This window comes from Clostridium beijerinckii (assembly GCF_018223745.1).
Lineage (GTDB): Bacteria > Bacillota > Clostridia > Clostridiales > Clostridiaceae > Clostridium > Clostridium beijerinckii.
Map to the genome: position 1 here is coordinate 2,023,077 of NZ_CP073653.1, position 26,479 is coordinate 2,049,555.

Genomic DNA, 26,479 nt, shown 5'->3' on the forward strand with positions numbered 1-26,479 from the left:
GTTACATAATCCCACAGATATATTATCTGATATAGAATTATTATATATTTATGTAAAAAAACTACTCTCTAAAGCAAAATTTAGATTTAAAGTATAAATTGCATTAAAACAATGAAAAAATAAACAAACAAATAGTGTTTGAAAAATAGATAAGAATGGTATAATAAGAAAGATTTATATAATTTCTGATTAATATAATTTAATAAAATAATTGAGGTGAAAATTTAATATATGAATAATGAATTCACTAAATTTAAAATAAGTGATGAAATCCTAAAATCAATCGAGGGACTTGGTTATAAAAATCCATCAAAAGTTCAAGAAAAAGTTATCCCAGAGATACTTTTAAATAAAGATATCATAGTTAAATCACAAACGGGAAGTGGAAAGACGGCAGCTTTTGGGATTCCTTTATGTGAGAAAGTGGATTGGAATGAAAATATCCCACAAATTTTAGTATTAACACCTACGAGAGAACTCGCTGTTCAAGTAAGTGAAGATATAACTAATATAGGAAGGTTTAAAAGAATAAAATCTGTTTCGATTTTTGGTAAAGAACCTATCTCAGAGCAGGAGAGAAAATTGAAACAGAAGACGCATGTAGTGGTTGGAACTCCAGGGAGAATTCTAGATCATATAGATAGAGGAAGTCTTAATTTAGCTCAAATTAAATATTTTGTTATAGATGAGGCTGATGAAATGCTTAATATGGGATTTATAGGGCAAGTTGAAGGAATTATTAGAAGACTTCCAAAGAAGAAAGTTACTATGTTATTTTCAGCAACAATACCAGAGGAAATAAAGGTATTATGTGATAAATACATGAATAAGCCTGTAGATATAAGTATTGATAATCAAAAACTTATTAACGAAAATATAGATCATAATTTATATTATACTAATTATGAAGAGAAGATAGAAAAACTAAATGATATTTTAATAATTGAGAAACCTGAAACAGTAGTTATATTTGCAAAAACTAAAGAGAATGTAGATACAGTGTTTCAATGGTTAAAATCTAAGGGGTACTCTGTTAATAGAATACATGGAGGAATGCTTCAAAAAGAAAGATTAAGCATTATGGATGGATTTAGATTGGGCGATTTTAGAATACTTGTATCAACAGATCTAGCTTCAAGAGGCATTGATGTTAAAGGAATTACTCACGTAATAAATTATGATCTTCCCGTAGAGAAGGAAGCATATGTACATAGAATAGGCCGAACAGGAAGAGCAGGGGAAAAAGGGAAGGCAATAAGCTTTTGTGTTAATGAAAAAGATAAGCTTTTAAGTGAAATTGAAGAGTTTATTGGATTCAAAATTCCTGTCTATAATTTGCCTGAGAAAATAATGGTTGAAAAGGAAAAAAATGAAGGGGTTAAAACACTTAAAAGTAAACCGAAAAGAAAAGAAGAAAAATCAAAAGCCATAAATAACAATATAACAAAAATTTATTTAAATGGAGGTAAAAAAAAGAAGATTCGTGCCGGAGATATAGTTGGGGCTATTTGTAAAATAGAGGGCATTAGATCTGAAGATATTGGAATAATAGATGTCCAGGATTCGGTATCCTATGTTGATATATTAAATGGAAAAGGAAAAAGAGTTATAGAAGAGTTAAAAAATATAACTATAAAAGGTAAAATTATTAAAGCTGAAAAAGCAAAAAAGTAAGTATGTTAATATAAAATTTTAAAGAATGTTAACATAAATAATATTAAGTGGTATTATAGATAGTGAATATGAAATCTTATTAAATATAGGAAATAAAAGTAAATTGATTACTAGTCTTTTGCATTATAAAATTATAAATGCCATATTACTTAAAGGAAGCTAGCTTAAGATGTTAAAATTTTGGCAGAGAAAGAATATAGATGAGCATTTAAATTGATTTAGGTGTATTATATATATATAGCTGAATATTTGATGACAAAAAACTAAAATATTAATAAATAATAATGTATTATAAAGAGGTGTTATAAAAACAATGATCTTAGATAGAAATGAAAAATGTTGGTGTGGCAGTGGGTTGAAATATAAAAAATGTCATTTAGAATTTGATGAAAAAATTGAAAGTTTTAAAAGAAAAGGCCATATAGTCCCACCAAGAAATATTATAAAAAGCCAAAAAGATATAGAAGGAATCAAAAGAAGCGCTAAGATTAATGATGGGGTTTTAGACTTAGTTGCAAGTAAAATTAAAGCAGGGATGAGCACTGCTGATATAGATAAATTAGTATATGATTATACTATAGAACATGGGGCGATTCCAGCACCATTGAATTTTGAAGGTTTCCCAAAGAGTGTATGTACATCAATAAATAATGAAGTGTGCCATGGAATCCCAGGTGAAAATATTATAATCAAAGATGGAGATATTATAAATGTAGATGTTTCTACGATTTTAGATGGATATTATTCAGATGCATCTAGAATGTTTATGATTGGCAATGTTAGTGAAGAAGCTAAAAGATTAGTAGAAGTAGCTAGGGAATGTATGATAAAAGGAATTGAAGCTATAAAACCTTGGGGATTCTTAGGAGATATAGGTGCAGCGTGTCAGGAACATGCTCATAAAAATGGATATACAATAGTAAGAGCATTAGGTGGACATGGAATAGGTAATGAATTTCATGAAGATCCATTTGTTCCTCATATAGGGGAGAAAGGAACTGGAATGTTGCTTGTTCCCGGAATGATTCTTACCGTTGAACCAATGGTTAATCAAGGAACTTATGATGTTTTTGTTGATGAAGAAAATGAATGGACTATTTATACAGCCGATGATAAATTATCAGCGCAGTGGGAGCATACAGTGTTGATAACTGAGACTGGAATAGAAATTTTAGCTAAGTAATATATTAAGGTAGTTAAAAGTGGTTTTTAAATCAATTTTGACTACCTTGTTTAATGGAAGTATTAATCTAAGGAGTATTATTAAATGGATAATGTAGCTTTAAATTATTTGGAGAAATATTATGGATATAAGTCATTTAGAAAAGGGCAAGAAGACATAATAAGTAAAATAATAAATGGAGAAGATGTACTTGCTATAATGCCAACTGGAGGAGGAAAGTCAATTTGTTATCAGATACCAGCATTGATGCTAGAAGGAATAACAATAGTAATTTCTCCTCTAATATCCCTAATGAAAGATCAAGTAGATACGCTAAAAGATATGGGGATAAAAGGCGCTTTAATAAATAGTACATTGAGTGCTATAGAAGAAAAAGAAGTAATAAACAATTTGGAAAATAGTGAAATAAAGATTCTTTATATAGCTCCTGAAAGATTAGAATCTTTTGAGTTTTTGAGTGTTATTTCTAAATGTAATATTTCTCAAATAGCTATAGATGAAGCTCATTGTATTTCTCAATGGGGACATGATTTTAGGGGAAGTTATAGAAAAATATCAAATTTTATAAGTTTACTTCAAAAGAGACCTATAATAACAGCATTTACTGCAACTGCATCACAGGAAGTGAGAGAAGATATAATAAATCTTCTTAAATTGAATAATCCAAAAGTCTTTATAACAGGTTTTGATAGAGAAAACTTATCTATCAGCGTGATTAAAAGTGGTAACAAAAAGGAATATTTATATAAATATATAGAAAACAATAAAGAAGTTTCAGGCATTATATATGCTGCAACTAGGAAAGAAGTCAATAATTTATATGAATCTTTGCAAGCGAAAGGGTATAATGTGACTTGCTATCATGCGGGATTATCTGAAAATACTAGAAAAGAAAATCAAGAAAATTTTATATATGATAGAGCTGGTATTATGATAGCAACCAATGCTTTTGGAATGGGGATAGACAAACCTAATATAAGATATGTTGTACACTATAATATGCCAAGAAATATTGAAAGTTACTATCAAGAGATTGGAAGAGCAGGAAGAGATGGAGAAAAGAGCGAATGCGTATTATTATTTTCGCCTCAAGATGTTCAGGTCCAAAAGTATTTAATAGAAAACTCAATAGAAGATGTAGAGAGAAAGAACAATCAATATAGAAAGCTTCAACAAATGATGGATTTTGTATATAGCAATTATTGCTATAGAAAATACGTTTTGGAGTATTTTGGAGAAACATATAATGGGCAATGTGATAATTGCAGTAATTGTTTGAGTAAAGGAGAGTTTGTTGATAAGACAATAGAAGCGCAAAAAGTTCTTTCATGTATATACAGGATGAAAGTTAAATTTGGAATTGGAATGCTTGTAGATGTGCTTAGAGGATCTAAAAATAAAAAAGTTATTCAATTTCATTTTAACGAGCTTTCTACTTATGGATTAATGAAAGAATATTCAGCAGAAGATCTCAAAAACTTTATTAATACATTGATTTCTCATGGATATATTAATGTGGTTGAAGGTACATATCCAGTGTTGAGTTTAAATGATAGATCAAGAAGAGTATTAACATCTCAAGAAAAAGTTCAATTAAAAGAGTTTAGAGTAGAAAAGAAAGCTAGTGAAGAAAATGAACTTTTTGAGATTCTTAGAAATTTAAGACAAGAACTGGCAAAGGAAAACAATGTTCCACCATATATAATATTCGGTGACGTTACACTAAAAGAAATGACTGTAAATTATCCGATATCAAAATATGAAATGCTTAAAGTTTCTGGAGTTGGAGAAGTTAAATATAATAAATACGGAAAAGTATTTGAAGATGTAATACGGAATTTTGTAGAAGAACATGAAATTGCTATATCTGATCATGATGAAGGCTTGCTAGACGAACAAAAGAGTATAAATAAAGATGAAGAATCTAGAATAGAAGTTAAAACAGACTTAGAATTATACGAGAGACTAGACAATGCAAGAAAAGAATTCGCTAAAGAAGAAAGAGCATTACCCCAAGCAATACTGACAATGAATACTCTGAAGGAAATAAGTGGAAGATGCCCGAGTTCTTTAGATGAATTAAAAGATATAACAGGCATGGGACCTAAGAAAATAAGTTTGTATGGAGAAAAGATAATAAATATAGTAAACGAATATTTGTCAGAAAATGATAGAAAAGTAGAATGGATTGAAAGAAAAAGAAGAAAGGTTATAATTGATGGAGAGACTAGGGAGAATGATCAAATCTCAATAGATATGCTTAAGCAGAACATAACTATACATGAAGTATCTCAAAAATTAGAGATCTCAATTTCAACTATCCTAGGATATGTAACAGATTATATAAAAGAGTTTGGAGAAAATGCATTTCATATAAATTTGGAAGAATTTTATAATAAAGAAGATGAAAAGCTAATAATAGATGCATGCCAAAAGCATGGATATGATAAGATAAATGTACTAAAAAAAGAACTACCTTCACATATAAAATATGAAAGCATAAGAGCTGTAATTTTAAAAAAGTACTATTTGTAGTCAATTAATAAAATCTATTAGGTTATTTTGGACCAAATTAATTACATGTAAGAATATTACTAATTTTTATTAAATATATTTAATAGTAGAATAGAAGATAGAGTAAAGAGGTGTAATTAAATTGGATCCATACGAGGTTTTAGGCATTGAAAAAACAGCTTCTGAAGAAGAAATAAAAAATAAATTCAAAGATATTTTAGAAGAATATACACAAAATCAAAATGAGACCACTAAACAAAAAGTTTTGGCTCTTAGTGCGGCATATGAGCTCATTATTAATGGTAATCTATATAAAGAAATTCGTGATTTAGTCGATAATAAAAACTTTTCTGAGGCTGAAGCAAAATTGAACTTAATAAATAATGCGAATTCAGCAGAATGGAATTATCTTCAAGGTTTTATATCTGTTCAAAAGGGATGGTTTGACAGTGGGCTTAATTACTTGAAAAAAGCTGTAGAATTAGATCCTAATAACCATGAATATTTGGACAGCTTAAACAAATTGCAGGCAAGAGTTATTGATTATATGAAAAAATATGCAAATAAAAATGTTAAACCTAATTCTAATAGTATGAATGCTTGCGGTGGAGATAATAATAGTAGTGGTAACGGGGGAATGTGTTAGTATATATGTTGTAATCAAATTTCAAGATTCTACTCTTAATTTAGCGTTTTGCTTACTAGAGTTTTAAATGTAAATTTATTTATTAAAACATATATATATATCTATATTAGGATTTTAAATTTAACATATATAGATAAAGTTTATAATTTGTGTTGAAATTTTGAAATATTTATGTTATTCTAAATAAGCAGTTGGTACGTAAAGTGCTAATGTGGAGCTTAGAGTGTCCTTCGCCGGTCTCTAAGCTCCTTTTTGTTTTAGTAAAATAAGCTGTAATTAAATTAAAAATCAAATTTATGTTTTAATAATATAAGTATGTGAATGATATCTTTTGTCAAATTAATAAAAAAGTGTTAGAAGTTACATTGATAAGAGAAAAAAAGTTCTATAAATATATTTTTCAACCAACAAAGTTAAAAATATATTTAATACATGATATAATAGTAAATATCACTTTAGATTTTACGAAAGTATTTTCAATTAAATGTTAAATTAAGCCTAGAAATTAAAGTTTTACATTTGTTTAATAAAAAGTACCAAAACCTATATTTTTTTTTGTATATAATAATGACCGGAGAAGGGAGCGTATGTCATGCTCGAATGTGTTTTAATAGATTTAAATGTTGATAAGAACACAAGTATAAATGAACTTATTGAAAATCATATGCCTTTTATAATAAAAAGTATTTCAGATGTGACAGGTCGCTATGTATCTTGCGAAAATGATGAAGAACTTAGCGTTGGATTACTTGGTTTTCATGAGGCAATTGAAAGATATGATAATGAGAAGGGACATTTTTTATCTTTTGCAAAATTAGTAATTGGAAGTAGAATAAAGAATTACTTAAAAGGTGAAAATAAGCATAATCATTCATCTTTGGACGAATTAGTGGACAAAGGTTTGGATTTTAGAGATGAATATTTTGAGCCTAAGGAAGATAATAGCATGTTGCTGGAAGAAATAACTGCCTTAAAGAATGAAATAAGTTCGTTTGGTTTTACTTTGGAAGATTTGGTGAATGAAGCTCCCAAACAACAAGCAACGAGAAAGAATGCAATTAATTTATCAGAAGAAATATCAAAGGATGAAGAATTTTTATCTTTTATGTATTTAAAGAAAAGATTACCAATCAAAAGGATTGTTTTAAAGTTTTCAGTTACAGAAAAGGTAATAAAAAGAAGCAAAAAATTTATAATTTCTGTTGTAATAATAATTGATAAAAATCTCAGTGCTTTAAAAAATTGGATCAGAAAGTAGGTGAAAAGAATGAATAGGGGAATAATAATGGAAATTAAAAAAAGTTATGCTATAGCTTTAAATGATAATGGCATAATGGAAAAGATTGAACCTAAGAAAGATATGAAAATAGGGCAAAAAATATTTTATTTTGAAGATGATCTCATTAAGGCTAGTAATAGTGGGACTTATAGGTATAATAACTTTATTAAGTCAATTGGAGCAATTGCAGCGTTGTTTTTAATAGTATTCACCTTCTTTCATACTATGAAATCTGATACAGCATATGCAGTTGTTAGTTTAGATATTAATCCTAGTATACAAATAGAAGCTGATAATAAATTGAAGATTATTAGAGTTGAAGGTGTAAACAATGATGGAAAGAATATAGATTTTACAGATGTTAAAGGTATATCTCTTGATGAAGGAATACAAAAAATAAAGGAAAAACTTATAGAAAAAAAATATTTAGATACTAATAGGGAAGTATTGGTTGGATTTGCATTTATAAAAAATGAAGATAACAGTGCTTATGAGAAAGATATAAAGGATGTTATTCAATCTACCTTTAATACAGAAAAAGTTACTTATGTTAAAGGTGATAAGGAAGATGTTGATGAAGCTAAGACAAAAGGAATAAGCTTAGGAAGATATGAAGCATCTCTAGTGGTAGATGAGAGTACAAAGAATAAAATAGATGTAGCACCAGTAAAAGAAATTACTGCAAGTATAAAAGATAAAGAAAATGTAACTCAGTGGGATGCAAAAGATGAAAAAAATAGTGATGTCGTTACTCCAGCTACTAATTCAAATTCAGATGCAAAACCTGAAAAAACAACTGTAGATAAGCCTGTAATAAATGGAGCAGCTGACAATTCATTACCTAATGTGGATTCGGGGAAAGCTACAGATAACCCTAAAAAAGAACAAAAGGATGATGGTGTGTTAAATTTACAACCAGAGGTTCCTGCACAAAATGAGAATGATAACAAGGGAAATACACCAGTGACAAGTCCTGCAAAGGATGACAATACTATTAATATAGGTCCAGATAACGGAACTATTGTAAATAATCCTACGTCAGGAAAAATTCAGGAAGATCCTAATAAGACTATACAAGTACCAAAAACTGACGAGAATACAGCTAATAAGACTGTTAAAAATTAATGAGTTATTTAAGAGTAGATTTATCTAGATGCATAGTATCAAAGATAGATCTACTTTTTATTTTTACATGCAATTTGGCTAAAAAATAAATTTATCAATAGGAAAATCGTATTAAAAAAGAGGACTAGAATAAAAAATTATAGTATACTTACTAGTAAGCATTATTAACAAGGATTTGGGGAGATTAAAAATGATAAAAGAGATATTAAAAAATGATATACTAATATGTGATGGAGCAATGGGAACATATTATTCAGAAGTAACAGGTAATGATGTATCCTATTGTGAATTTGGTAACTTAAATGATAAAGAAACTATAAAAAGAATACATAAAGAGTATATTGAAGCAGGGGCTAAACTAATTAGAACAAATACTTTTTCTGCTAATACATATGATCTTGGAGTATCGTTAGAAACATTAATGGACATAATTAAGTCAGGAATAAACTTAGCTAAAGAAGTAACAAGAAATACTTCTGTTTTAATAGGTGCAAGTATTGGACCTATTAAAACAGATAATTTAGATGAATTTAGCAATGAAGTTTTAGAAGAATATAAATACATAGTAGATTGCTTTTTAAAAAATGGTATAGATATTTTTATATTCGAAACTTTTAGCAACTATAATTACCTGAAAAAAATAAGCGAGTATATTAAGTACAAGAATATAGATAGTTTCATACTTACTCAGTTTGCTGTTAAGCCAGATGGATTTACAAGAGATGGGATAAGTGCGGCTAAATTGATTAAAGAAGTACGAAATACAGAATATATAGATGCATTTGGGTTTAACTGTGGTTCTGGACCAGCACATATATTGGAAATGGTTAAAAAAATTAATATAGAAAATGAAATTGTTTCGGTACTGCCTAATGCAGGTTATCCAGAGATAATTCACGAAAGAACAGTTTATCCAAACAATCCCGTATATTTTGCGAAAAAAGTTAGTGAAATAAGGTCTTTTGGGGTTTCAATTATAGGGGGATGCTGTGGAACAAATCCAAGCTATATTAAACAATTAACCAAAATAATTAATGAGAATTCTAAAGTAATCAATGCTAATACTAAGGCTGAGCCAAAAGTTAAAAGTTTTGAGAAAAAGGCTAAGAATACTTTTAAAGATAAGCTCGAAAATGGTGAGTTTGTTGTAGCTATAGAATTATCGGCACCAATTGATACCGATATATCAAGAATCATAGATGGAGCTAAGATATGTAAAGAAAACAATATTGATTTAGTAACAGTTCCGGATTCACCAATGTCGAAGGTTAGAGCAGATTCAACTATTATATCGTCTAAAATCAAGAGAGAAATAGGAATTGAAGCTATGCCTCATGTTTGCTGTAGAGATAAAAATACTAATGCAATAAGGTCAAGTCTGATAGGATCTCATATTGAAAATATAAGAAATATCCTTGCAATTACTGGTGACCCTATATCTGATGCTAGTAAAGTTGAAACAAAAAGCGTATTTAATTTAAATTCATTTAGGCTAATAGAATTAATAGAAAGCATGAATGAAGAAATATTCAAAGAAGATAGTATTTATGTAGGTGGTGCTTTGAATTTGAATGTTTTAAATAAAGAAGTAGAATATAATAGAATGATGAAGAAGATAGAAAAAGGTGCAAAGTTTTTTTTAACGCAACCTATCTATGATGACAATGCTATAGAGTTCTTGAAAATGATTAAAGAGAGGACTAATGTAAAGATTTTAGCGGGATTACTTCCCGTTGTAAGTTATAGAAACGCAATGTTTTTAAATAATGAGCTTCCTGGAGTAACTATACCAGATAAATATGTACAAATGTTTTCAGAAAATATGAGCAAAGAAGAGGCACAAGAAATCGGTGTAAAAATTACTGTGGAAATAGGAAAGAAACTAAAAGGTATTGCAGATGGATTATATTTCATTACTCCTTTTAATAGGGTTAATATGTTAATTGAAATTATTAAGCAGATTAATGCCTAATCATTATAGTTCTTATATGAATAATAAAAGACAAGAGGGATTTTTATGAATGTTGGTCTTATCAGACATTTTAAAGTTGATTACCGTAAAAGTTTTTTTATGACATCAAAAGAATTTAAAAATTGGGAAGAAAATTACAATATAAGTGGTGTGATTAGAAAAGATGTAGAGCTTATGGGGATAAATTGGGATAAATGTTATTCTAGTACGCTTATAAGAGCAATAACGACAGCACAACATGTATATAAGGATGATATAATTCAAAATGATCTAATTAGAGAAACTATCATTGATCCAATATTTAAAAGTAATTTAAAGCTTCCGTATTGGTTTTGGGCGATTAGTGGAAGAATAGCGTGGTATTTCAACCATAAATCTCAACAAGAAAATAAGATTATTACAAGAGAGAAAGCTGAGAAGTTTGTTGATTTATTATTAAATGAAGCGAGAAAAGAAGGTACAGAAAACATTTTAATTGTCACGCATGGTTTTTTTATGTATAGTCTTCAGAAAGAATTGAAGAAGAGGAGCTTTACAGGCAAGTTAATATACAGCCCTAAAAATGGAATCCTATATTTATATAAAAAATAATAGAATAACTATAAATTTATGTTTGAACAAAACTTTATGTAATATAAAGAAATATAAGGACAGAGTCAATAAAATATGCTATATTTTATGATAAAAAGTATAGCATATTTTTTGATATATATTATTGAAATAAATACTAAATTAAGTTAGTATACTTTATATACAAATGATGATAAGGAGGAAGACAAATATGATAAATAATAATAATTTGATTGGTGAAGCAAATAGATGCTTGCTATGTAAGAAACCAGCTTGTAAGTCTAATTGCCCAGTAGAAACACCTATACCTGATATTATAAATATGTATAAGGAAGGAAAAATTGAAGAAGCAGGAGAAATATTATTTGAAAATAATCCGCTTTCAGCAGTATGTTCATTAGTATGTATTCATGAAGACCAATGCAAAGGAAATTGTATAAGAGGGATTAAAGGGGAACCAATACGATTTCATGATATAGAACAGGAAATATCTCAAAGATACATAGAAGAAACTAGGTTTAAAGCTGTTTCTAAAAAGAAAGACAGAATTGCTATAATTGGTGGTGGTCCAGCAGGAATTACTATTGCATTTATACTAGCTAGGAAAGGATATAATATTACTATTTTTGATGCGCACGAGAAGATAGGTGGAGTACTAAGGTATGGAATACCAGAATATAGACTTCCAAAAAAATTAGTAGATTCCATTGAAGAAAGATTAATAGAACTTGGTGTAAAAGTTAGGCCTAATACTCTTATCGGTCCTGTAATAACATTAGATAGACTATTTGAAGATGGTTATAAAGCAGTGTTTATTGGTACCGGAGTATGGAATCCAAAAACATTAAATATTAAAGGTGAAACTTTAGGAAATGTACATTTTGCTATTGATTATTTAAAATCACCAGAGAACTATAAGCTAGGTAATAAAGTAGCTGTTATCGGAGCTGGTAATGTAGCCATGGATGCCGCAAGAAGTGCAAAAAGAAATGGAGTTGAAGATGTTACAATAATATATAGAAAAGGTTTTGATCAAATGTCTGCAACAAAGCAGGAGATAAAAGAAGCTAAGGAAGATAAAATTAATTTTGAATTATTTAAATCGCCATTAGAAATAACAGAAGAGGGAGTAAAGTTAGTTAATACTGAGAATGTAGTAGAGTCAGATGGAAAAGTTCAAAACAAACTTATTGAAGAAAAAGAAGAATTTTTCAAATGTGATTCAATAATTGTAGCTGTAAGTCAAACCCCTAGAACTAATATAGTTTCAAATACAACAAAATTAGATACCAATAAATGGGGATTGTTAATAACAGATGATAAAGGAAATACAACTAAAAAAGGTACATTCGCGTCAGGTGATGTTGTTACTGGTGCTAAAACTGTAGTAGAAGCAGTAGTGCAAGCCAAAATAGTTGCTCAAACCATTGAAGATTACTGTGAAAACAACTAAATAATAAAAATTAAATATAACATTGATAAATTAAGGAAAAACAATTAAAATCGTATAGGTTGCAAAAATGAATTTTAATTATTAAAATATTATTAGAAGTAGATTAAGCTTTTTTATATACTGTGATTATCGTATATGGTGAAAAAAGTTTACTTAATAAGGAGTGTAAAGAAAATATGAGTGTCACTATAAAGGATATTGCAAAATTAGCTAATGTTTCTCATACAACAGTGTCTAGAGCACTTAATAATAGTCCGTATATTAATGAAGAAACCAAGGTTAAAATTATAGCTTTAGCAAAAGAATTGAATTATGTACCAAATTATAGTGCTAAGAGTCTTGTTTTATTAAAATCATACGTTATAGGTGTATTTTTTTCATCGATTAGCGAAGGAACATCAGATACATTCTTTCACGAAATTATAAGAGGAGTCAATAATGTCATAGATAAAGAATATAATTTAGTTGTAAGAGGTATAGATGATTATCAATACTCCCATTTAATTGATAACAGAAATTTTGATGGAATAATTGTTGTAAGTCAAAGTAAAAATGATGATGAATTCATACAGACTATTCTAGAAAAAAATATACCAACTGTAGTTATAAATAGATACATTGAAAATGAAGGATTAGTAAACATAATGTCAGATGATACAAAAGGAGTTTACGATGCAGTTACTTATTTTATAGAGAACGATCATAGAAAAATAGCATTATTGCAAGGAAATAAGGAATTTGAATCAACAGTATATAGAAAAAGAGGATATATAAGAGCGTTGGAGGATAATAATATTCCAATTAATGAGGAATATATTTTAAGTGGTAGATATGATCTGAAAAGTGGATATGAAAATATGAAAAAGTTACTTAAATTAGAGAATGTTCCAACAGCAGTATTTTGCGCTAATGATGATATTGGGGTGGGTGCTATGAAAGCAATATTTGAAGCTGGGTTAAAAGTTCCGGAAGATATCTCAATTATAGGGTTTGATGATAGCAACTTCTGTAACTATGTAACTCCTCCGTTGACAAGTGTAAGGAAGGATTCTTTGGCGATGAGCGAATATGGCGGAAGAAACTTATTAAATCTTATAAAGAATAAAGAAGTAGATAAAGAAAAAGTTTATATACAATCTCAGCTTGTGGTAAGAAAATCAGTAAAAAAACTTTAATAATGGATTTTAATAATTAGTGAATTTAAGCACTAATTATTAAAAAAAGTTGTTAACGTTCACAAAAAAGTGTTGCGTTATTTGAAATATGATATTATAATAAAGTTATCAAGTAGATACAAGAAAATGTTCACGTGAACAGGGATTTGCACGTATTTTTGTTCACGTGAACAAAAAAGAAAAGAGGATTTTGATATGAAAAAGTTTATGGATGAAAATTTTTTATTAAGCAACGAAGCATCTGAAAAATTATATCATAATTATTCAGAAAAAATGCCAATTATTGATTATCATTGCCACATTAATCCGAAGGAAATATTAGAAGACAAAAAGTTTGAAAATATAACTCAAGTATGGCTTTATGGTGATCATTATAAATGGAGACAGATGAGAACTTTGGGCATAGATGAAAAATATATTACAGGAGATGGAAGTGATTATGAAAAGTTCTTAGCTTGGGCAAAGACTATATCATTTGCTATCGGAAATCCACTTTATCATTGGACACACTTAGAACTTAAGAGATTCTTTGGAATAGATGAAGTTTTAAATGAAAAAAGTGCACCTGCTATTTGGGAAAAAGTTAATAAGCTGTTAAATAGCGATGATTTTACAGTAAGAAATCTTATAAAGAAATCAAATGTAAAAGTGATATGTACAACAGATGATCCTATAGATTCATTAGAATATCATTTAGCAATAAAAGAAGATAAAAGCTTTGATGTGAAAGTATTACCAGCTTTTAGACCTGATAAAGCTCTAGGAGTTAATAAAGAAACATTTAAAGATTGGTTTAACAAACTAGAAGAAGTAGTTGGTTCTAAAATTTCAAACTTTGATGAATATTTAGAAGCATTAAAAAAGAGAGTGGAATATTTTCATGAAGCTGGATGTAGAGTGTCAGATAATGCATTGGATTTTGTTCCAGTAGGCAATGCTTCTTTAGAAGAAGTTAGAGAAATTTTTGCAAACGTACTTAAAAATGGACAAGTATCTTTTGAAGATGAAAATAAATTAAGAGTATATATATTAAAGTTCTTTGGAAAATTATATCACGATCTAGGATGGGTAATGCAATTTCACATGAATTGCGTTAGAGATAATAACAAAGTAATGTTCGAAAAATTAGGACCTGATACAGGATTTGATTCACTTAATGATACAGAAGTTGCAATTCCACTGTCAAGGTTATTAGATGCGTTAAATAGTGAAAAAGCTTTACCTAAGACTATTATATATAGTTTAAATCCAAATGATAATTCTACAATAGGAACATTACTTGGATGCTTCCAAGGAGACGGAATTAAGGGCAAAATACAATTTGGATCAGCTTGGTGGTTTAATGATCACAAGATTGGTATGCAAGATCAAATTAGAACTTTAGCTAATTTAGGTATGCTAAGCACATTTGTTGGAATGTTAACAGACTCTAGAAGCTTTTTATCTTACACAAGACATGAATATTTTAGAAGAATACTTTGCAACGTAATTGGAGAATGGGTAGAAAATGGCGAGTTACCTAACGACATTGAACATTTAGGACAAATTGTAGCTGACATTAGTTATAATAACGCAGACAAATACTTTAATATGTAATCTTTTATGTATGAAAATAAGTGAGATGCTTATTTTCATACAATAATGCAAAGATACAGATGAAGTGAAGATTTAGGAGGAATAGCTGTGAAATTAAATAAGGAATCATATAAAGAATTTAAAACATATCCAGAAAAAGTATTGCAATTTGGAGAAGGTAACTTTTTGAGAGCTTTTGTTGATTGGCAAATAGATAAAATGAATGATGAAGCAGATTTCAATGGAAGCGTTGTAGTTGTTCAGCCATTAGAAAATGGTCTTGTGGACATGCTTAATGATCAAGATTGTTTATACACTTTATATTTACAAGGGGTCCAAAATGGGCAAGCATCAAAAACTCATAAAGTAATCAATAGTATAAGTAGGGGAATTAATCCTTACAGAGACTATAATGAATATTTAAAAGTTGCAGAAAATCCAGATTTAAGATTTATAGTGTCAAATACAACAGAGGCAGGAATTGCATTTGATGAAAACGATACTTTAAATGGAGGATGTCAAAAAAGTTATCCAGGTAAGCTAACAGCATTTTTATATCACAGATTTAATGCATTTAATGGAGATGACAGTAAGGGATTTATTATAATTCCATGCGAGCTTATTGATAGAAATGGTGAAAAACTTAAAGAAATAGTATTAAAGTATGCAGAAGTATGGAACTTAGGACAAGACTTTATTGATTGGATAAACAATGCTAATACTTTTTGTTGTAGTTTAGTTGATAGAATAGTTCCAGGATATCCAAGAGATACAATTGATGAAGTTAGAGAAGAGCTTGGATATGATGATAATTTAGTAGATGTAGGTGAAATATTTCACTTATGGGTAATAGAAGGCCCTCAGTCTATAAAAGATGAATTACCAATAGAAAAAGCTGGACTTAATGTAAAAGTTGTAGATGATATGACACCATATAGAACAAGAAAAGTTAGAATTTTAAATGGACCTCATACGGCAATGGTTCCAGTAGCGTACCTTTACGGTTTAGAAACTGTAGGGGAAGCGGTTGATCATGAAGTTATAGGAAGATATGTCCACGATGTAATATATGATGAAATCATAGAAACTTTAGATTTGCCTCACGAAGAGCTAGTAGAATTTGCAGATGCGATTATAGAAAGATTTCAAAATCCATATGTAAAGCACTATTTAATGAGTATAGCATTAAATTCATTGTCTAAATACAAAACAAGAGATTTACCAAGTTTGACTGAATATCTAAAGAGAAAAGGTACGCTTCCTAAGAAATTAGTATTCTCCCTTGCATCTTTAATAGAATTCTACAAAGGAAAAAGAGGAGACGAAGATATTCAATTAGCTGATGATGAGGATATATTAGAATTATTTAAGAAATTATGGGAAAAATATGATGGAACAAAAGAAGGACTAAACAAAATTGTAACTTCTGTTCTTGCATATGAAAAGAATTGGGGAAGCAATTTAAATGAAATTCCTAATCTTGCTGATGAGATTTCAAGATATTTAGAAATAATTGAAAAAGTAGGAATGAAGGAAGCAGTTAAAGTAGTTTTATAATGAAATTTATTATCATGCAATTAAATTTTCTTAATTGCATGATAAGTAAATATATATCAATAATAAAGGAGGTAAATAAATGAGTTTTGATGAAAATTGTTTTTATTGTTCGAAGAATCAAGATTTAGATTCTTTAATGATTAAGATTTGTGATTTAGATGTATCAACAGTATATTTGTTTAAGGAACAAACTTATAGTGGAAGATGTAATGTTGTTTATAAGGAACATAAAAGTGAAATAGCGGATTTAAATGAAGATGAAGCAGCAGCTTTCATAAATGACGCTAGAAAGGTAGCTAAAGCAATCCATAAAGCGTTCAATCCAGATAAAGTAAATTATGGAGCATTTGCTGATACTATGAAACATCTTCATCTTCATATTGTACCTAAATATGAAGGCGGCCCATCTTGGGGAAAAACTTTTGAGATGAATCCACAAAAAATATATTTAAGCGATGATGAATACCAAAACCTAATTTGTAAAATAAAAGATAATTTATAATATTGGATTAATGAATAAAAAATTAACTAAATTAAAGATACGGAGGAAAAGGAATGTTAAATTCTGTTGACAAAAACGCATCAACTAATGCTAATAATGGAAACGTTAAATTAAGTTTAAGAGAGAAAATTTCTTACGGTTTTGGAGATTTTGGTAATGGATTTATGTTTGACTTAGGTCAATCATATCTTACAAAGTTTTTCATAGATACATGTGGAATTAGTGCTGGAGCAGTTGGTGGTATATTTGCATTTACAAAAATATTCGATGCATTCATGGATCCATTAGCAGGATCATTGATAGATAGTAGAAAGGCAGGTAAATCAGGAAAGTTTAGGCCTGTAATGATGATTTCAAGTATAATTCTTGCACTACTTACAATTATTACTTTTACTATGCCTGAGATGCCGCTTTCATCTAAGATTATATATGGTTATGCAACATATATGATTTGGGGTCTTGTATATTCATTCACTAATGTTCCTTATGGATCATTAGCATCGGTTATGACAAGAGATGTAGAGGATAGAAGCCAATTAGCTACATTTAGACAAGCTGGTTCATTAGGAGCACAATTAATAACTGGAGTAGCTTTTGTACCTATTCTTATGATGTTTAGTGACAAAAAAGTTGGTTATCCAGTTGCGGCCGCAGTTATGGCTGTTATAGGAGTTGTTTCATTCTTTATCTGTTTTGCTAACACAAAAGAACACGTTGTAGTTAACAGAGAAGGTAAATCAGAAAAAGCATCTGCTAAAGATTATTTTAAAGTTGTATTTACAAATAGACCATTGTTATGCTTAATTCTTATGCAATTATTTACAATATCAGCTATGAATACTAACAACCAAATGATGATTTTCTTCTGCCAATATAACTTAGGGGATATTAAACTTCAACCTAAGGTTAATGGTATAATGATTGGATGTTCTGTAATAGGTATATTCGCTATTCCATTCTTAGTAAAACATTTTGGTAAAAAGAAAACTGCGATTGCAGGACTATTGATTGGAATTGTTGCTAATGGATTAAACTTTATAATACCAACAAATGCTACTACTTTCACAGTTCTTGTTACAATAGGATATGTAGCTTTAGCTATTCCAAATGGAGTTACTTGGGCATTCGTAACGGATGCAATTGACTATGGACATTGGCATACTGGAATAAGAAAAGAAGGTGTAACTTATGCTGCATTTAACTTTTCAAGAAAAATTGCACAATCTATGGCAGCCCTTGTTAGTGCAGCAGTATTAGGTATGACTGGGTATGTTGCAAACGCACAACAAAGTGCAGAAACATTACTAGGAATTAAGGGAGCAATGACATTGTATCCAGCAGTAGCTTTAGCTTTAGCTGCTCTTGTAGTAGGTATATTACATAATCTACCAGATGACAAGTACAGAAAAGTTGCTCAAGACTTACAAGAAGGAAAATGGGAAAAAGGAATTTTAGAATAATAATGTTATAAATAAATCATTATTGTTTAGCTAAGAAGAATAAGGCACTATCAGCTTTGTATTTTGAGAGTTGATAGTGTTTTATCTTTATATATTGAGTAAATAAAAAAAGATATACTTGTAAAAAACTGTTAACGTTCACAAAAAAGTATTGCATATTTTTTTATTTGATACTATAATGTAAATATAACTTAAATAATTTTTAACTAAAATTGTTCACGTTAACAATTGTTCGACCTCTAATTGTTAACGTGAACGAAAATTATTTATTAAATTAAAATATTTATAAATATTTTAATTTAATAATCAAAGAAAAAAATGCTTTGATATATAAATAAGCTATAAACTTATTTAATATATAACACAGTTCTTAAAAATACAAAAATAAATAATATAGAATTCTTCAAACCTATAATTTTCATACTATAATTTATTAATCATATTTTAAGTTAACCATTTTAAGAACTGTGTATTTAATTAATAGTGATAGCACAAAATAGATTTGTTAAAAAATGAATGTTTGAAATTATAATATATATTCTGAAAAATTAGTTTGAAAGACTATGAATTTTAAACTAATGGATATTCTAAAGAATAATTTTATTATCTAAAACCTGTATATATATTCAGTATGAAGATATTAATTAAGAAAGAATTTGAGGTGTAATATGAGAAGAGAAGAAGTTTTAAAAAATATAAAAGAAGCAGGTGTTGTTGCAGTTGTGAGGGGAGACTCAAAAGAAGAAGCTCTTAAAATTGTAGATGCTGTTTCAAAAGGCGGAATAAAAGTGATGGAACTTACAATGACTGTTCCAAATCCAGTTGAAGTTATTAAAGAAGTTGCTGAAAAATATAAGGATACCGATGTAATTGTTGGGGCGGGAACTGTATTGGACAGTGAAACGGCAAGAGCTTGTATTTTAGCAGGGGCACAATTTATTGTAAGCCCAAGTTTGGATATTGATACTTTAAAGCTTTGTAATAGGTATAAGATTCTGGTTATGCCAGGAGTAATGACCGTTAAGGATGCTATTACAGCTTTTGAGTATGGAGTTGATGTGGTTAAAATATTCCCAGCCAATCTATATGGGCCATCAGTAATTAAATCATTTAAGGGGCCGCTCCCTCAAGGAGACTTTATGCCAACAGGTGGTGTTAGTATAGCTAACTTACATGAGTGGATAGAAGCAGGAGCCTTCGTAGTAGGAACAGGAGGAGATTTAACTAAAGGTGCAAAAACAGGCGATTATGATCTAGTTCAAAGGACTGCTAAAGAATTTATGGATGCATACAGAAAAGCGAAGGAGAGAATCTAAAATGGATGTTTTAACTTTTGGAGAATCAATGGTCGTATTTAGTCCTAATATTAATGGCCCTTTGAGACATGTTCATAGTTTTTCCAAGTCACTCGGTGGTGCCGAATCAAATGTCGCTACTGCCTTGGCAAAATTAAATCATAGTGCGGGCTGGTTCTCAAAAGTTTCGGATGATGAATTCGGAAGATTTGTTATAAGTTCTATAAAAGCAGAGGGAGTAGATACATCAAGAGTAATAATTGATAAAGAAAGGCCTACAGGATTGCTTTTTAAGGAACGTTATCAACGAAGCAATCCGAATGTATATTATTATAGAAAGAATTCTGCTGCTAGTAGCTTATCGCCAGAGGATATTGATGAAGAATATATTAAGCAAGCTAAAATTCTTCATATTACAGGTATAACGCCAGCTTTATCGGAAAGTTGTAGAAGAGCAGTATACAGAGCAATAGAAATAGCTAAAGAAAACAAGATATTAGTATCATTCGATCCTAATATCAGGCTTAAATTGTGGACGGTTGATGAAGCTAGAAAGATCTTGGTGGATATTGCTAGTAAGGCAGATATTGTAATGCCTGGATTAGATGAAGCGGAACTTTTATTAGGATTAACTAATAAAGATGATGTGGCAGATTTTTTCTTAAATAAGGAAGCGAAAATAGTCGCAGTAAAATTAGGGTCAGAAGGCTGCTATATAAAAGATAAAAAAGAAGGAGTCAAGGTCGCAGGATATAATGTATCAGATTTAATTCAAGATACAGCTGGGGCAGGCGATGGTTTTGCAGCTGGATTTTTAGCTGGATATTTAGAAAAATTATCACTAAACGAAATTGGACAATATGCTAACGGTGTTGGAGCTATGGCAACATTGGTACAAGGAGATATGGAAGGTTATCCATATTATGATCAACTGATGGAATTCATAGGAAAGAGACAAGGTGTTGAAAGATAGAGTTTTCTGAAACAGATATTACTATATTTCTAACAATTGAAAATGTTAGCGCTATTAAAAGTATTTTCTTCATATAAAATTTTAATTACATTTAAGGATAAGTAAAGAGGATTATTTTGATAATTAAATTTTAAGTGTATTCTATCTCTAAATTATAAACTTCAAATAATATTTAAAATAAACTTTTACTTATCTTTAACAATGTATATATCAAAGTTGATATTGGTAATTGAAGAGATATGAAATATTAAAATGATAGCATTTGCATTGTTAATTGTCCATTGAAATTAGTTTAAGATATTTTTAATGAAAAAACTTAGGAGGAATAACTAATGAAATTAAATAAGAAAATATATAAAGAATTTAAGACTTACCCTGAAAAAGTGCTACAATTTGGGGAAGGAAATTTCCTAAGAGCATTTGTTGATTGGCAAATTGACAAAATGAATGAAGAAGCAGGTTTCAATGGAAGTGTCGTAGTCGTTCAGCCTCAAGAAGGTGGACTAGTTAATATGCTAAATGAACAAGATGGCTTGTTTACACTTTATCTTCAAGGAGTTCAAGGAAAAAGAGCTATAAAAACACATAAAATAATCAATAGTATAAGTAGAGGAATTAATCCATATACAGATTATAATGAATATTTAAGAGTTGCAGAAAATCCAGAATTAAGGTTCATAGTGTCAAATACAACAGAAGCAGGAATCGCTTTTGATGAGAATGATAAGTTAAATGAAGGATGTCAAAAAAGTTTTCCGGGTAAGTTAACCGCATTTTTGTTCCGTAGATTTATGGTGTTTAATGGTGACAATAGTAAAGGTTTTATTATAATTCCATGTGAGCTTATTGATAGAAATGGTGAAAAACTTAAAGAAATAGTATTAAGATATGCAGAAATGTGGAATTTAGGACAAGATTTTGTGAATTGGATAAATGATGCTAATACTTTTTGCTGTAGTTTAGTTGATAGAATAGTTCCAGGATATCCAAGAGATACAATTGATGAAGTTAGAGAAGAACTTGGATATGATGATAATTTAGTAGATGTAGGGGAAATATTCCACCTATGGGTAATTGAAGGGCCTCAGTCTATAAAAGATGAATTACCAATAGAAAAAGCTGGACTTAATGTAAAAGTTGTAGATGATATGACACCATATAGAACAAGAAAAGTTAGAATTTTAAATGGGCCTCATACGGCAATGGTTCCAGTAGCATACCTTTATGGTTTAGAAACTGTAGGAGAAGCTGTTGATCATGAGGTTATAGGAAGATACGTCCATGATGTAATATATGATGAAATCATAGAAACTTTAGATTTGCCTCACGAAGAATTAGTGGAATTTGCAGATGCGATTATAGAAAGATTCCAAAATCCATATGTAAAGCACTATCTAATGAGCATAGCATTAAATTCATTATCTAAATACAAAACAAGAGATTTACCAAGTTTGACTGAATATCTAAAGAGAAAGGGTACACTTCCTAAGAAATTAGTATTCTCCCTTGCATCTTTAATAGAATTCTACAAAGGAAAAAGAGGAGACGAAGATATTGAACTAGCTGATGATGAGGATATATTAGAATTATTCAAGGAATTATGGGAAAAATATGATGGAACAAAAGAAGGCCTAAACAAAATTGTAACTTCTGTTCTTGCATATGAAAAGAATTGGGGAAGCAATTTGAATGAAATTCCTAATCTAGCTGATGAAGTTTCAAGATATTTAGAAATAATTGAAAAAGTAGGAATGAAGGAAGCTATAAAAGAAGTTATTTAGGAATAAGATTATAAATTATTATTATAGAATATTCATATAGCTGTTAAATTTAAAGTTGTGAACAATAATTTAATGGAAGTAGGTAGAGAGTGATGAAAGAAATTATAAAAATAAATGAAAAAGACAATGTTGTAGTAGCACTTAGAGATTTGTCTAAAAGTGAAATTATAGAAGTTGAAAATAAAAAAATAGAGATAAAAGAAGACATAAAAAGAGGACACAAAGTAGCTATATCAGACTTTAAAGTTAACGACAATGTAATAAAGTATGGATATCCAATAGGACATGCTGTTAAGGATATATCAATAGGAGAATGGATTCACACGCATAATATTAAAACAAATTTAGATGGAATTATGGAATATAATTTTAATCAGCAGCTAAAACAAGTTTCTATAGAAAACAAAAATCTTACTTTTGATGGATATAGAAGAGCAAACGGTAATGTTGGTATAAGAAATGAACTTTGGATAGTGCCAACCGTTGGGTGCGTTAATGGAATTGGTGAAAGAATAATCGAAAAATTCAAAGAAGATGTAAAACCTGTTGGGATCGATGGAGTTGAAATTTTCAAACATAATTATGGATGTTCTCAATTGGGAGATGATCATGCAAATACAAGAACTATGCTTGGAAATTTAGTAAAGCATCCTAATGCTGGAGGCGTGTTAGTACTTGGACTTGGTTGCGAAAATAATACAATGGCTGAATTTATTGAGTCATTGGGAGAATATGATACAACTAGAATTAAATTTCTAGTATCACAGGAAGTTTCTAACGAAATAGAAGAGGGTGCCAAAATATTACGTGAGCTTTATGAAAATATGAAAAATGATAAGAGAGAATCAGTATCTCTATCAAATTTAAAAGTTGGATTAAAGTGCGGTGGTTCAGATGGCTTCTCAGGAATAACTGCAAATCCTCTTGTAGGTAGTTTTTCAGATTTCTTAGTTGCACAAGGTGGAACAACAATACTTACAGAAGTTCCTGAGATGTTTGGTGCTGAAACAATTCTTATGAATAGAGCTAAAGATAATGAAACTTTTGATAAAACTGTACATTTAATAAATGATTTCAAAGAATATTTCATGGCGTATAATCAGCCTATATACGAAAATCCTTCTCCAGGAAATAAAGCTGGTGGAATTACAACATTAGAGGATAAATCTTTAGGGTGTACACAAAAATCAGGAGATTCAACAGTTGTAGGTGTATTAAAATATGGTGAAACTTTAAAAACTAATGGATTAAATCTTTTAAGTGGACCAGGAAATGATTTGGTTGCAGCCTCAGCTTTAGCGGCAGCTGGTTGTCATATGGTTTTATTTACAACAGGTAGAGGAACACCGTTTGGTACATTTGTTCCAACAATGAAGATATCAACAAATACTCCATTATACAATTTAAAGCCACATTGGATGGACTTTAATGCAGGAACTTTAGTTGAAGATAAGACTTTGAGTGAAGTAACAGAAGAATTTATAAAATATGTGGTTGAAGTGGCTAATGGAAAATATGTAAATAATGAAATTAATAAATTTAAAGAGTTAGCTATTTTAAAACAAGGTGTTACTTTATAAAATTCAGCATAAGAAAGTATACTTGAGTAAAAAATATAAACAATTTAGCATATTAAAATTACTTTAATATGCTATTTTTTGTTATAAAAATTATAATTTGTATTTTACTAGATATAATGAATTTAATTGAGTATTTGAAGTATAAATACTTCAAAAATAAATCTTTATTTAAAATTCTAGCAAGTTAAATGATTAATTAAGGCTAGGAGGCAGAAATTAAATTTCAACATAACATAAATAAGAGTAAATGATTATAGCTTAATTTTTTAATAAATAATAATATAAAGAAAATCTTATTTTGAGCTTTAAGTGGGATTATCACGATTTTGTTTGAAGGAAAGTGAATTGTTGTGATTGAAAATGAATACATTTTGTGATATTATAATTACAAATTTTAAAAATGAAATGTAGCGTTGGGGATAGCTGCGTTTAAATGTACATGATAAATATAGAATTAATATAAAATTTGAAGGGGTTTTGAAATCATGGAAATTAGCTTTGTAAGAATTGATGACAGATTGATACATGGACAGATTGCAACCATATGGTCAAAAGCAAGTGGATGTAACAGAATTATGGCGTGTAGTGATGAAGTTGCTAAAGATGATTTGAGAAAACAGTTGTTACTTCAAGTAGCATTAAAAGGAATTAAAGCTTATGTAATACCAATAGAAACCGCTATCAAAGCTTATAAGAATCCTAAATATAAAAATTTTAAGACTTTATTTTTATTTACTAATCCGGCAGACGTGCTTCGAATGATTGAAGGTGGAGTTGATATTAAATCTGTAAATGTTGGAGGAATGTGCTATAAGGATGGAAAAAAACAAATTACTGGTGCTATATCCGTAAATAATAAAGATATAGAATGTTTCAAGAAACTTTACGAGAAAGGAATTGAGTTAGAGATAAGGCAGGTAGCGAAAGATAATAAGATTAATTTAATTGACAGGTTAAAAGAATTGAAATTCTTATAGAGAATAACAGTGAAGTGCTATATAACCTTTTATAGATAGGTGGATAGCATTTTTTTGCTAAAAGTTAAAATTATTACACAACCATGATAAAAAACAACAGTAAAAGTTCTAATGTAATACAATCATATGGTAATTAATTTGCCTGATTCAGGTATTAATACTATAATTTTTTACAAAGAAGTTGTATTTCTATTGAATATGATGAAGAATTAAAAAACTAAATGTAAAAATGTTTTAGAGAGGAGAAATCTATGATAAAGCCTATAAAAAGAGCAGCTGTTTTACATGATTTATGCGGAATAGGAAAAGCTGCTTTAACCAATGTAATTCCTATTCTATCAACTTTGGGGGTAGAGGTTTGTCCGATACCTACTATGATATTAACCAGTCATACTGGAGGGTTTAGTCCAAACATAGAAAGATTGGATGGATATATAAGTAAGGCGGTTCAACACTATATTGAATTGAACATAAATTTTGAAAGCATATTTGTTGGATATTTAGGAAGTACTAATAATATCGAAGAAACTTTACTTTTATTAGAATCTGTAAACAAGAATAAATCATTAGTAGTGCTCGATCCTATTTTTGCTGATAACGGTTCTTATTATAGTAATTTTAGTAAGGAATATTCAGATAGTTTAAAAAGGATAATAAGATATTCGCATATCATTACACCTAACTTTACGGAAGCATGTATTTTATGTGATGAAAAGATTGTAGAGGAAGTGAATGAAGAGAAACTATTAGCGCTTTCTAGAAAATTATATAGTTTTGGATGTGATAATGTAATAATCACAAGTGCACCTGTCGCAAATAAAAAGAAGATTGGGATAGCTGTATATAATGGAGAAAACGATTCTTTCAAATTAATAATTAGGGATAGGATAGAAAGATCTTATCCAGGAACTGGAGATGTTTTTGCATCAGTTTTGATTGGATTAATTATGGATGGTAACTCATTAGAAAAGAGCGTTGAGGAATCATGCAAATTTGTTGAAGATTGCATTAAGGAAAGTAGTTCTTATGATTATCCAGTAAGAGAAGGATTACTTTTAGAACCAATATTGTATAAGTTAAATAATTTGAAACGGTCAATAGAAGAATAAAATATTTAAATTCGAATAAAAACAATCAATAAAAATCAATATAAGTGAAAATAAATGATTTTTTTGAAATAAAATGGTT

20 protein-coding genes are annotated in these 26,479 nt (G+C 29.2%); all 20 read left to right on the forward strand.

Features of this window, described 5'->3' with window-relative positions; genetic code table 11:
• Positions 1-231 precede the first annotated feature (231 nt).
• The 20 genes from KEC93_RS09300 to KEC93_RS09395 all read left to right on the forward strand — a co-directional run bounded on the left by KEC93_RS09300 (position 232) and on the right by KEC93_RS09395 (position 26,400).
• Positions 232-1,674, forward strand: a complete 1,443-nt coding sequence (locus KEC93_RS09300) for a DEAD/DEAH box helicase (RefSeq protein WP_077868404.1) — start codon at positions 232-234, stop codon at positions 1,672-1,674.
• A 313-nt stretch (positions 1,675-1,987) separates the two neighbouring features.
• Positions 1,988-2,857: a methionyl aminopeptidase gene (locus tag KEC93_RS09305; RefSeq protein WP_077868403.1), complete on the forward strand. Its 870-nt coding sequence runs from the start codon at positions 1,988-1,990 to the stop codon at positions 2,855-2,857.
• Between the two features lie 84 nt (positions 2,858-2,941).
• The gene (gene recQ, locus KEC93_RS09310) at positions 2,942-5,392 is read left to right on the forward strand and encodes a DNA helicase RecQ (RefSeq protein WP_077868402.1); all 2,451 of its coding nucleotides are present in this window, start codon (positions 2,942-2,944) and stop codon (positions 5,390-5,392) included.
• Positions 5,393-5,513: 121 nt separating this feature from the next.
• Entirely contained in the window at positions 5,514-6,017 is a 504-nt protein-coding gene (locus tag KEC93_RS09315; RefSeq protein ID WP_023975095.1) for a J domain-containing protein, read from the forward strand.
• Positions 6,018-6,609: 592 nt separating this feature from the next.
• A complete protein-coding gene (gene sigI / locus KEC93_RS09320) occupies positions 6,610-7,275 on the forward strand; it encodes an RNA polymerase sigma factor SigI (protein ID WP_011969149.1) in 666 nt (221 codons plus the stop codon).
• 9 nt (positions 7,276-7,284) lie between these two features.
• The gene (locus tag KEC93_RS09325; RefSeq protein WP_039772400.1) at positions 7,285-8,421 is read left to right on the forward strand and encodes an anti-sigma-I factor RsgI family protein; all 1,137 of its coding nucleotides are present in this window, start codon (positions 7,285-7,287) and stop codon (positions 8,419-8,421) included.
• A 190-nt stretch (positions 8,422-8,611) separates the two neighbouring features.
• A complete protein-coding gene (locus KEC93_RS09330; RefSeq protein ID WP_077868401.1) occupies positions 8,612-10,393 on the forward strand; it encodes a bifunctional homocysteine S-methyltransferase/methylenetetrahydrofolate reductase in 1,782 nt (593 codons plus the stop codon).
• Positions 10,394-10,438: 45 nt separating this feature from the next.
• Positions 10,439-10,984 carry a histidine phosphatase family protein gene (locus tag KEC93_RS09335; protein WP_017210043.1) on the forward strand — a complete coding sequence of 182 codons (546 nt, stop codon included), beginning with the start codon at positions 10,439-10,441 and terminating at the stop codon, positions 10,982-10,984.
• A 190-nt stretch (positions 10,985-11,174) separates the two neighbouring features.
• The gene (locus KEC93_RS09340) at positions 11,175-12,416 is read left to right on the forward strand and encodes an NAD(P)-dependent oxidoreductase (RefSeq protein ID WP_011969153.1); all 1,242 of its coding nucleotides are present in this window, start codon (positions 11,175-11,177) and stop codon (positions 12,414-12,416) included.
• A 176-nt stretch (positions 12,417-12,592) separates the two neighbouring features.
• The gene (locus tag KEC93_RS09345; protein ID WP_023975093.1) at positions 12,593-13,591 is read left to right on the forward strand and encodes a LacI family DNA-binding transcriptional regulator; all 999 of its coding nucleotides are present in this window, start codon (positions 12,593-12,595) and stop codon (positions 13,589-13,591) included.
• 195 nt (positions 13,592-13,786) lie between these two features.
• Positions 13,787-15,187: a glucuronate isomerase gene (gene uxaC / locus KEC93_RS09350; RefSeq protein WP_077868400.1), complete on the forward strand. Its 1,401-nt coding sequence runs from the start codon at positions 13,787-13,789 to the stop codon at positions 15,185-15,187.
• Between the two features lie 87 nt (positions 15,188-15,274).
• The gene (locus tag KEC93_RS09355) at positions 15,275-16,723 is read left to right on the forward strand and encodes a tagaturonate reductase (protein WP_023975091.1); all 1,449 of its coding nucleotides are present in this window, start codon (positions 15,275-15,277) and stop codon (positions 16,721-16,723) included.
• Positions 16,724-16,802: 79 nt separating this feature from the next.
• Complete coding sequence (locus tag KEC93_RS09360; protein WP_039772411.1) at positions 16,803-17,225, forward strand: HIT family protein; 423 nt, start codon at positions 16,803-16,805, stop codon at positions 17,223-17,225.
• 53 nt (positions 17,226-17,278) lie between these two features.
• Entirely contained in the window at positions 17,279-18,685 is a 1,407-nt protein-coding gene (locus tag KEC93_RS09365) for a glycoside-pentoside-hexuronide (GPH):cation symporter (protein ID WP_011969158.1), read from the forward strand.
• Positions 18,686-19,353: 668 nt separating this feature from the next.
• Positions 19,354-20,001, forward strand: a complete 648-nt coding sequence (locus KEC93_RS09370) for a bifunctional 4-hydroxy-2-oxoglutarate aldolase/2-dehydro-3-deoxy-phosphogluconate aldolase (RefSeq protein ID WP_011969159.1) — start codon at positions 19,354-19,356, stop codon at positions 19,999-20,001.
• Between the two features lies 1 nt (position 20,002).
• Complete coding sequence (locus KEC93_RS09375) at positions 20,003-20,953, forward strand: sugar kinase (protein WP_023975088.1); 951 nt, start codon at positions 20,003-20,005, stop codon at positions 20,951-20,953.
• A 332-nt stretch (positions 20,954-21,285) separates the two neighbouring features.
• Positions 21,286-22,734, forward strand: coding sequence for a tagaturonate reductase (locus KEC93_RS09380; protein WP_077868399.1), 1,449 nt, complete (start codon positions 21,286-21,288; stop codon positions 22,732-22,734).
• A 92-nt stretch (positions 22,735-22,826) separates the two neighbouring features.
• Positions 22,827-24,314, forward strand: coding sequence for a UxaA family hydrolase (locus KEC93_RS09385; RefSeq protein ID WP_023975086.1), 1,488 nt, complete (start codon positions 22,827-22,829; stop codon positions 24,312-24,314).
• A gap of 485 nt (positions 24,315-24,799) precedes the next feature.
• Positions 24,800-25,291 carry a mannose/fructose/sorbose PTS transporter subunit IIB gene (locus tag KEC93_RS09390; RefSeq protein ID WP_023975085.1) on the forward strand — a complete coding sequence of 164 codons (492 nt, stop codon included), beginning with the start codon at positions 24,800-24,802 and terminating at the stop codon, positions 25,289-25,291.
• Positions 25,292-25,542: 251 nt separating this feature from the next.
• Positions 25,543-26,400 (forward strand): pyridoxamine kinase, encoded by an 858-nt coding sequence (locus KEC93_RS09395; RefSeq protein WP_077868398.1) that lies wholly within the window; start codon positions 25,543-25,545, stop codon positions 26,398-26,400.
• The last annotated feature ends 79 nt before the right edge of the window (positions 26,401-26,479 follow it).

Excerpts from the sequence above, each read along its gene's own strand:
- KEC93_RS09300 (WP_077868404.1), top strand. The coding sequence starts at position 232 with ATGAATAATGAATTCACTAAATTTAAAATAAGTGATGAAATCCTAAAA.
- KEC93_RS09305 (WP_077868403.1), top strand. The coding sequence starts at position 1,988 with ATGATCTTAGATAGAAATGAAAAATGTTGGTGTGGCAGTGGGTTGAAA.
- recQ (WP_077868402.1), top strand. The coding sequence starts at position 2,942 with ATGGATAATGTAGCTTTAAATTATTTGGAGAAATATTATGGATATAAG.
- sigI (WP_011969149.1), top strand. The coding sequence starts at position 6,610 with ATGCTCGAATGTGTTTTAATAGATTTAAATGTTGATAAGAACACAAGT.
- KEC93_RS09325 (WP_039772400.1), top strand. The coding sequence starts at position 7,285 with ATGAATAGGGGAATAATAATGGAAATTAAAAAAAGTTATGCTATAGCT.
- KEC93_RS09330 (WP_077868401.1), top strand. The coding sequence starts at position 8,612 with ATGATAAAAGAGATATTAAAAAATGATATACTAATATGTGATGGAGCA.
- KEC93_RS09335 (WP_017210043.1), top strand. The coding sequence starts at position 10,439 with ATGAATGTTGGTCTTATCAGACATTTTAAAGTTGATTACCGTAAAAGT.
- KEC93_RS09340 (WP_011969153.1), top strand. The coding sequence starts at position 11,175 with ATGATAAATAATAATAATTTGATTGGTGAAGCAAATAGATGCTTGCTA.
- KEC93_RS09345 (WP_023975093.1), top strand. The coding sequence starts at position 12,593 with ATGAGTGTCACTATAAAGGATATTGCAAAATTAGCTAATGTTTCTCAT.
- uxaC (WP_077868400.1), top strand. The coding sequence starts at position 13,787 with ATGAAAAAGTTTATGGATGAAAATTTTTTATTAAGCAACGAAGCATCT.
- KEC93_RS09360 (WP_039772411.1), top strand. The coding sequence starts at position 16,803 with ATGAGTTTTGATGAAAATTGTTTTTATTGTTCGAAGAATCAAGATTTA.
- KEC93_RS09365 (WP_011969158.1), top strand. The coding sequence starts at position 17,279 with ATGTTAAATTCTGTTGACAAAAACGCATCAACTAATGCTAATAATGGA.
- KEC93_RS09370 (WP_011969159.1), top strand. The coding sequence starts at position 19,354 with ATGAGAAGAGAAGAAGTTTTAAAAAATATAAAAGAAGCAGGTGTTGTT.
- KEC93_RS09375 (WP_023975088.1), top strand. The coding sequence starts at position 20,003 with ATGGATGTTTTAACTTTTGGAGAATCAATGGTCGTATTTAGTCCTAAT.
- KEC93_RS09380 (WP_077868399.1), top strand. The coding sequence starts at position 21,286 with ATGAAATTAAATAAGAAAATATATAAAGAATTTAAGACTTACCCTGAA.
- KEC93_RS09385 (WP_023975086.1), top strand. The coding sequence starts at position 22,827 with ATGAAAGAAATTATAAAAATAAATGAAAAAGACAATGTTGTAGTAGCA.
- KEC93_RS09390 (WP_023975085.1), top strand. The coding sequence starts at position 24,800 with ATGGAAATTAGCTTTGTAAGAATTGATGACAGATTGATACATGGACAG.
- KEC93_RS09395 (WP_077868398.1), top strand. The coding sequence starts at position 25,543 with ATGATAAAGCCTATAAAAAGAGCAGCTGTTTTACATGATTTATGCGGA.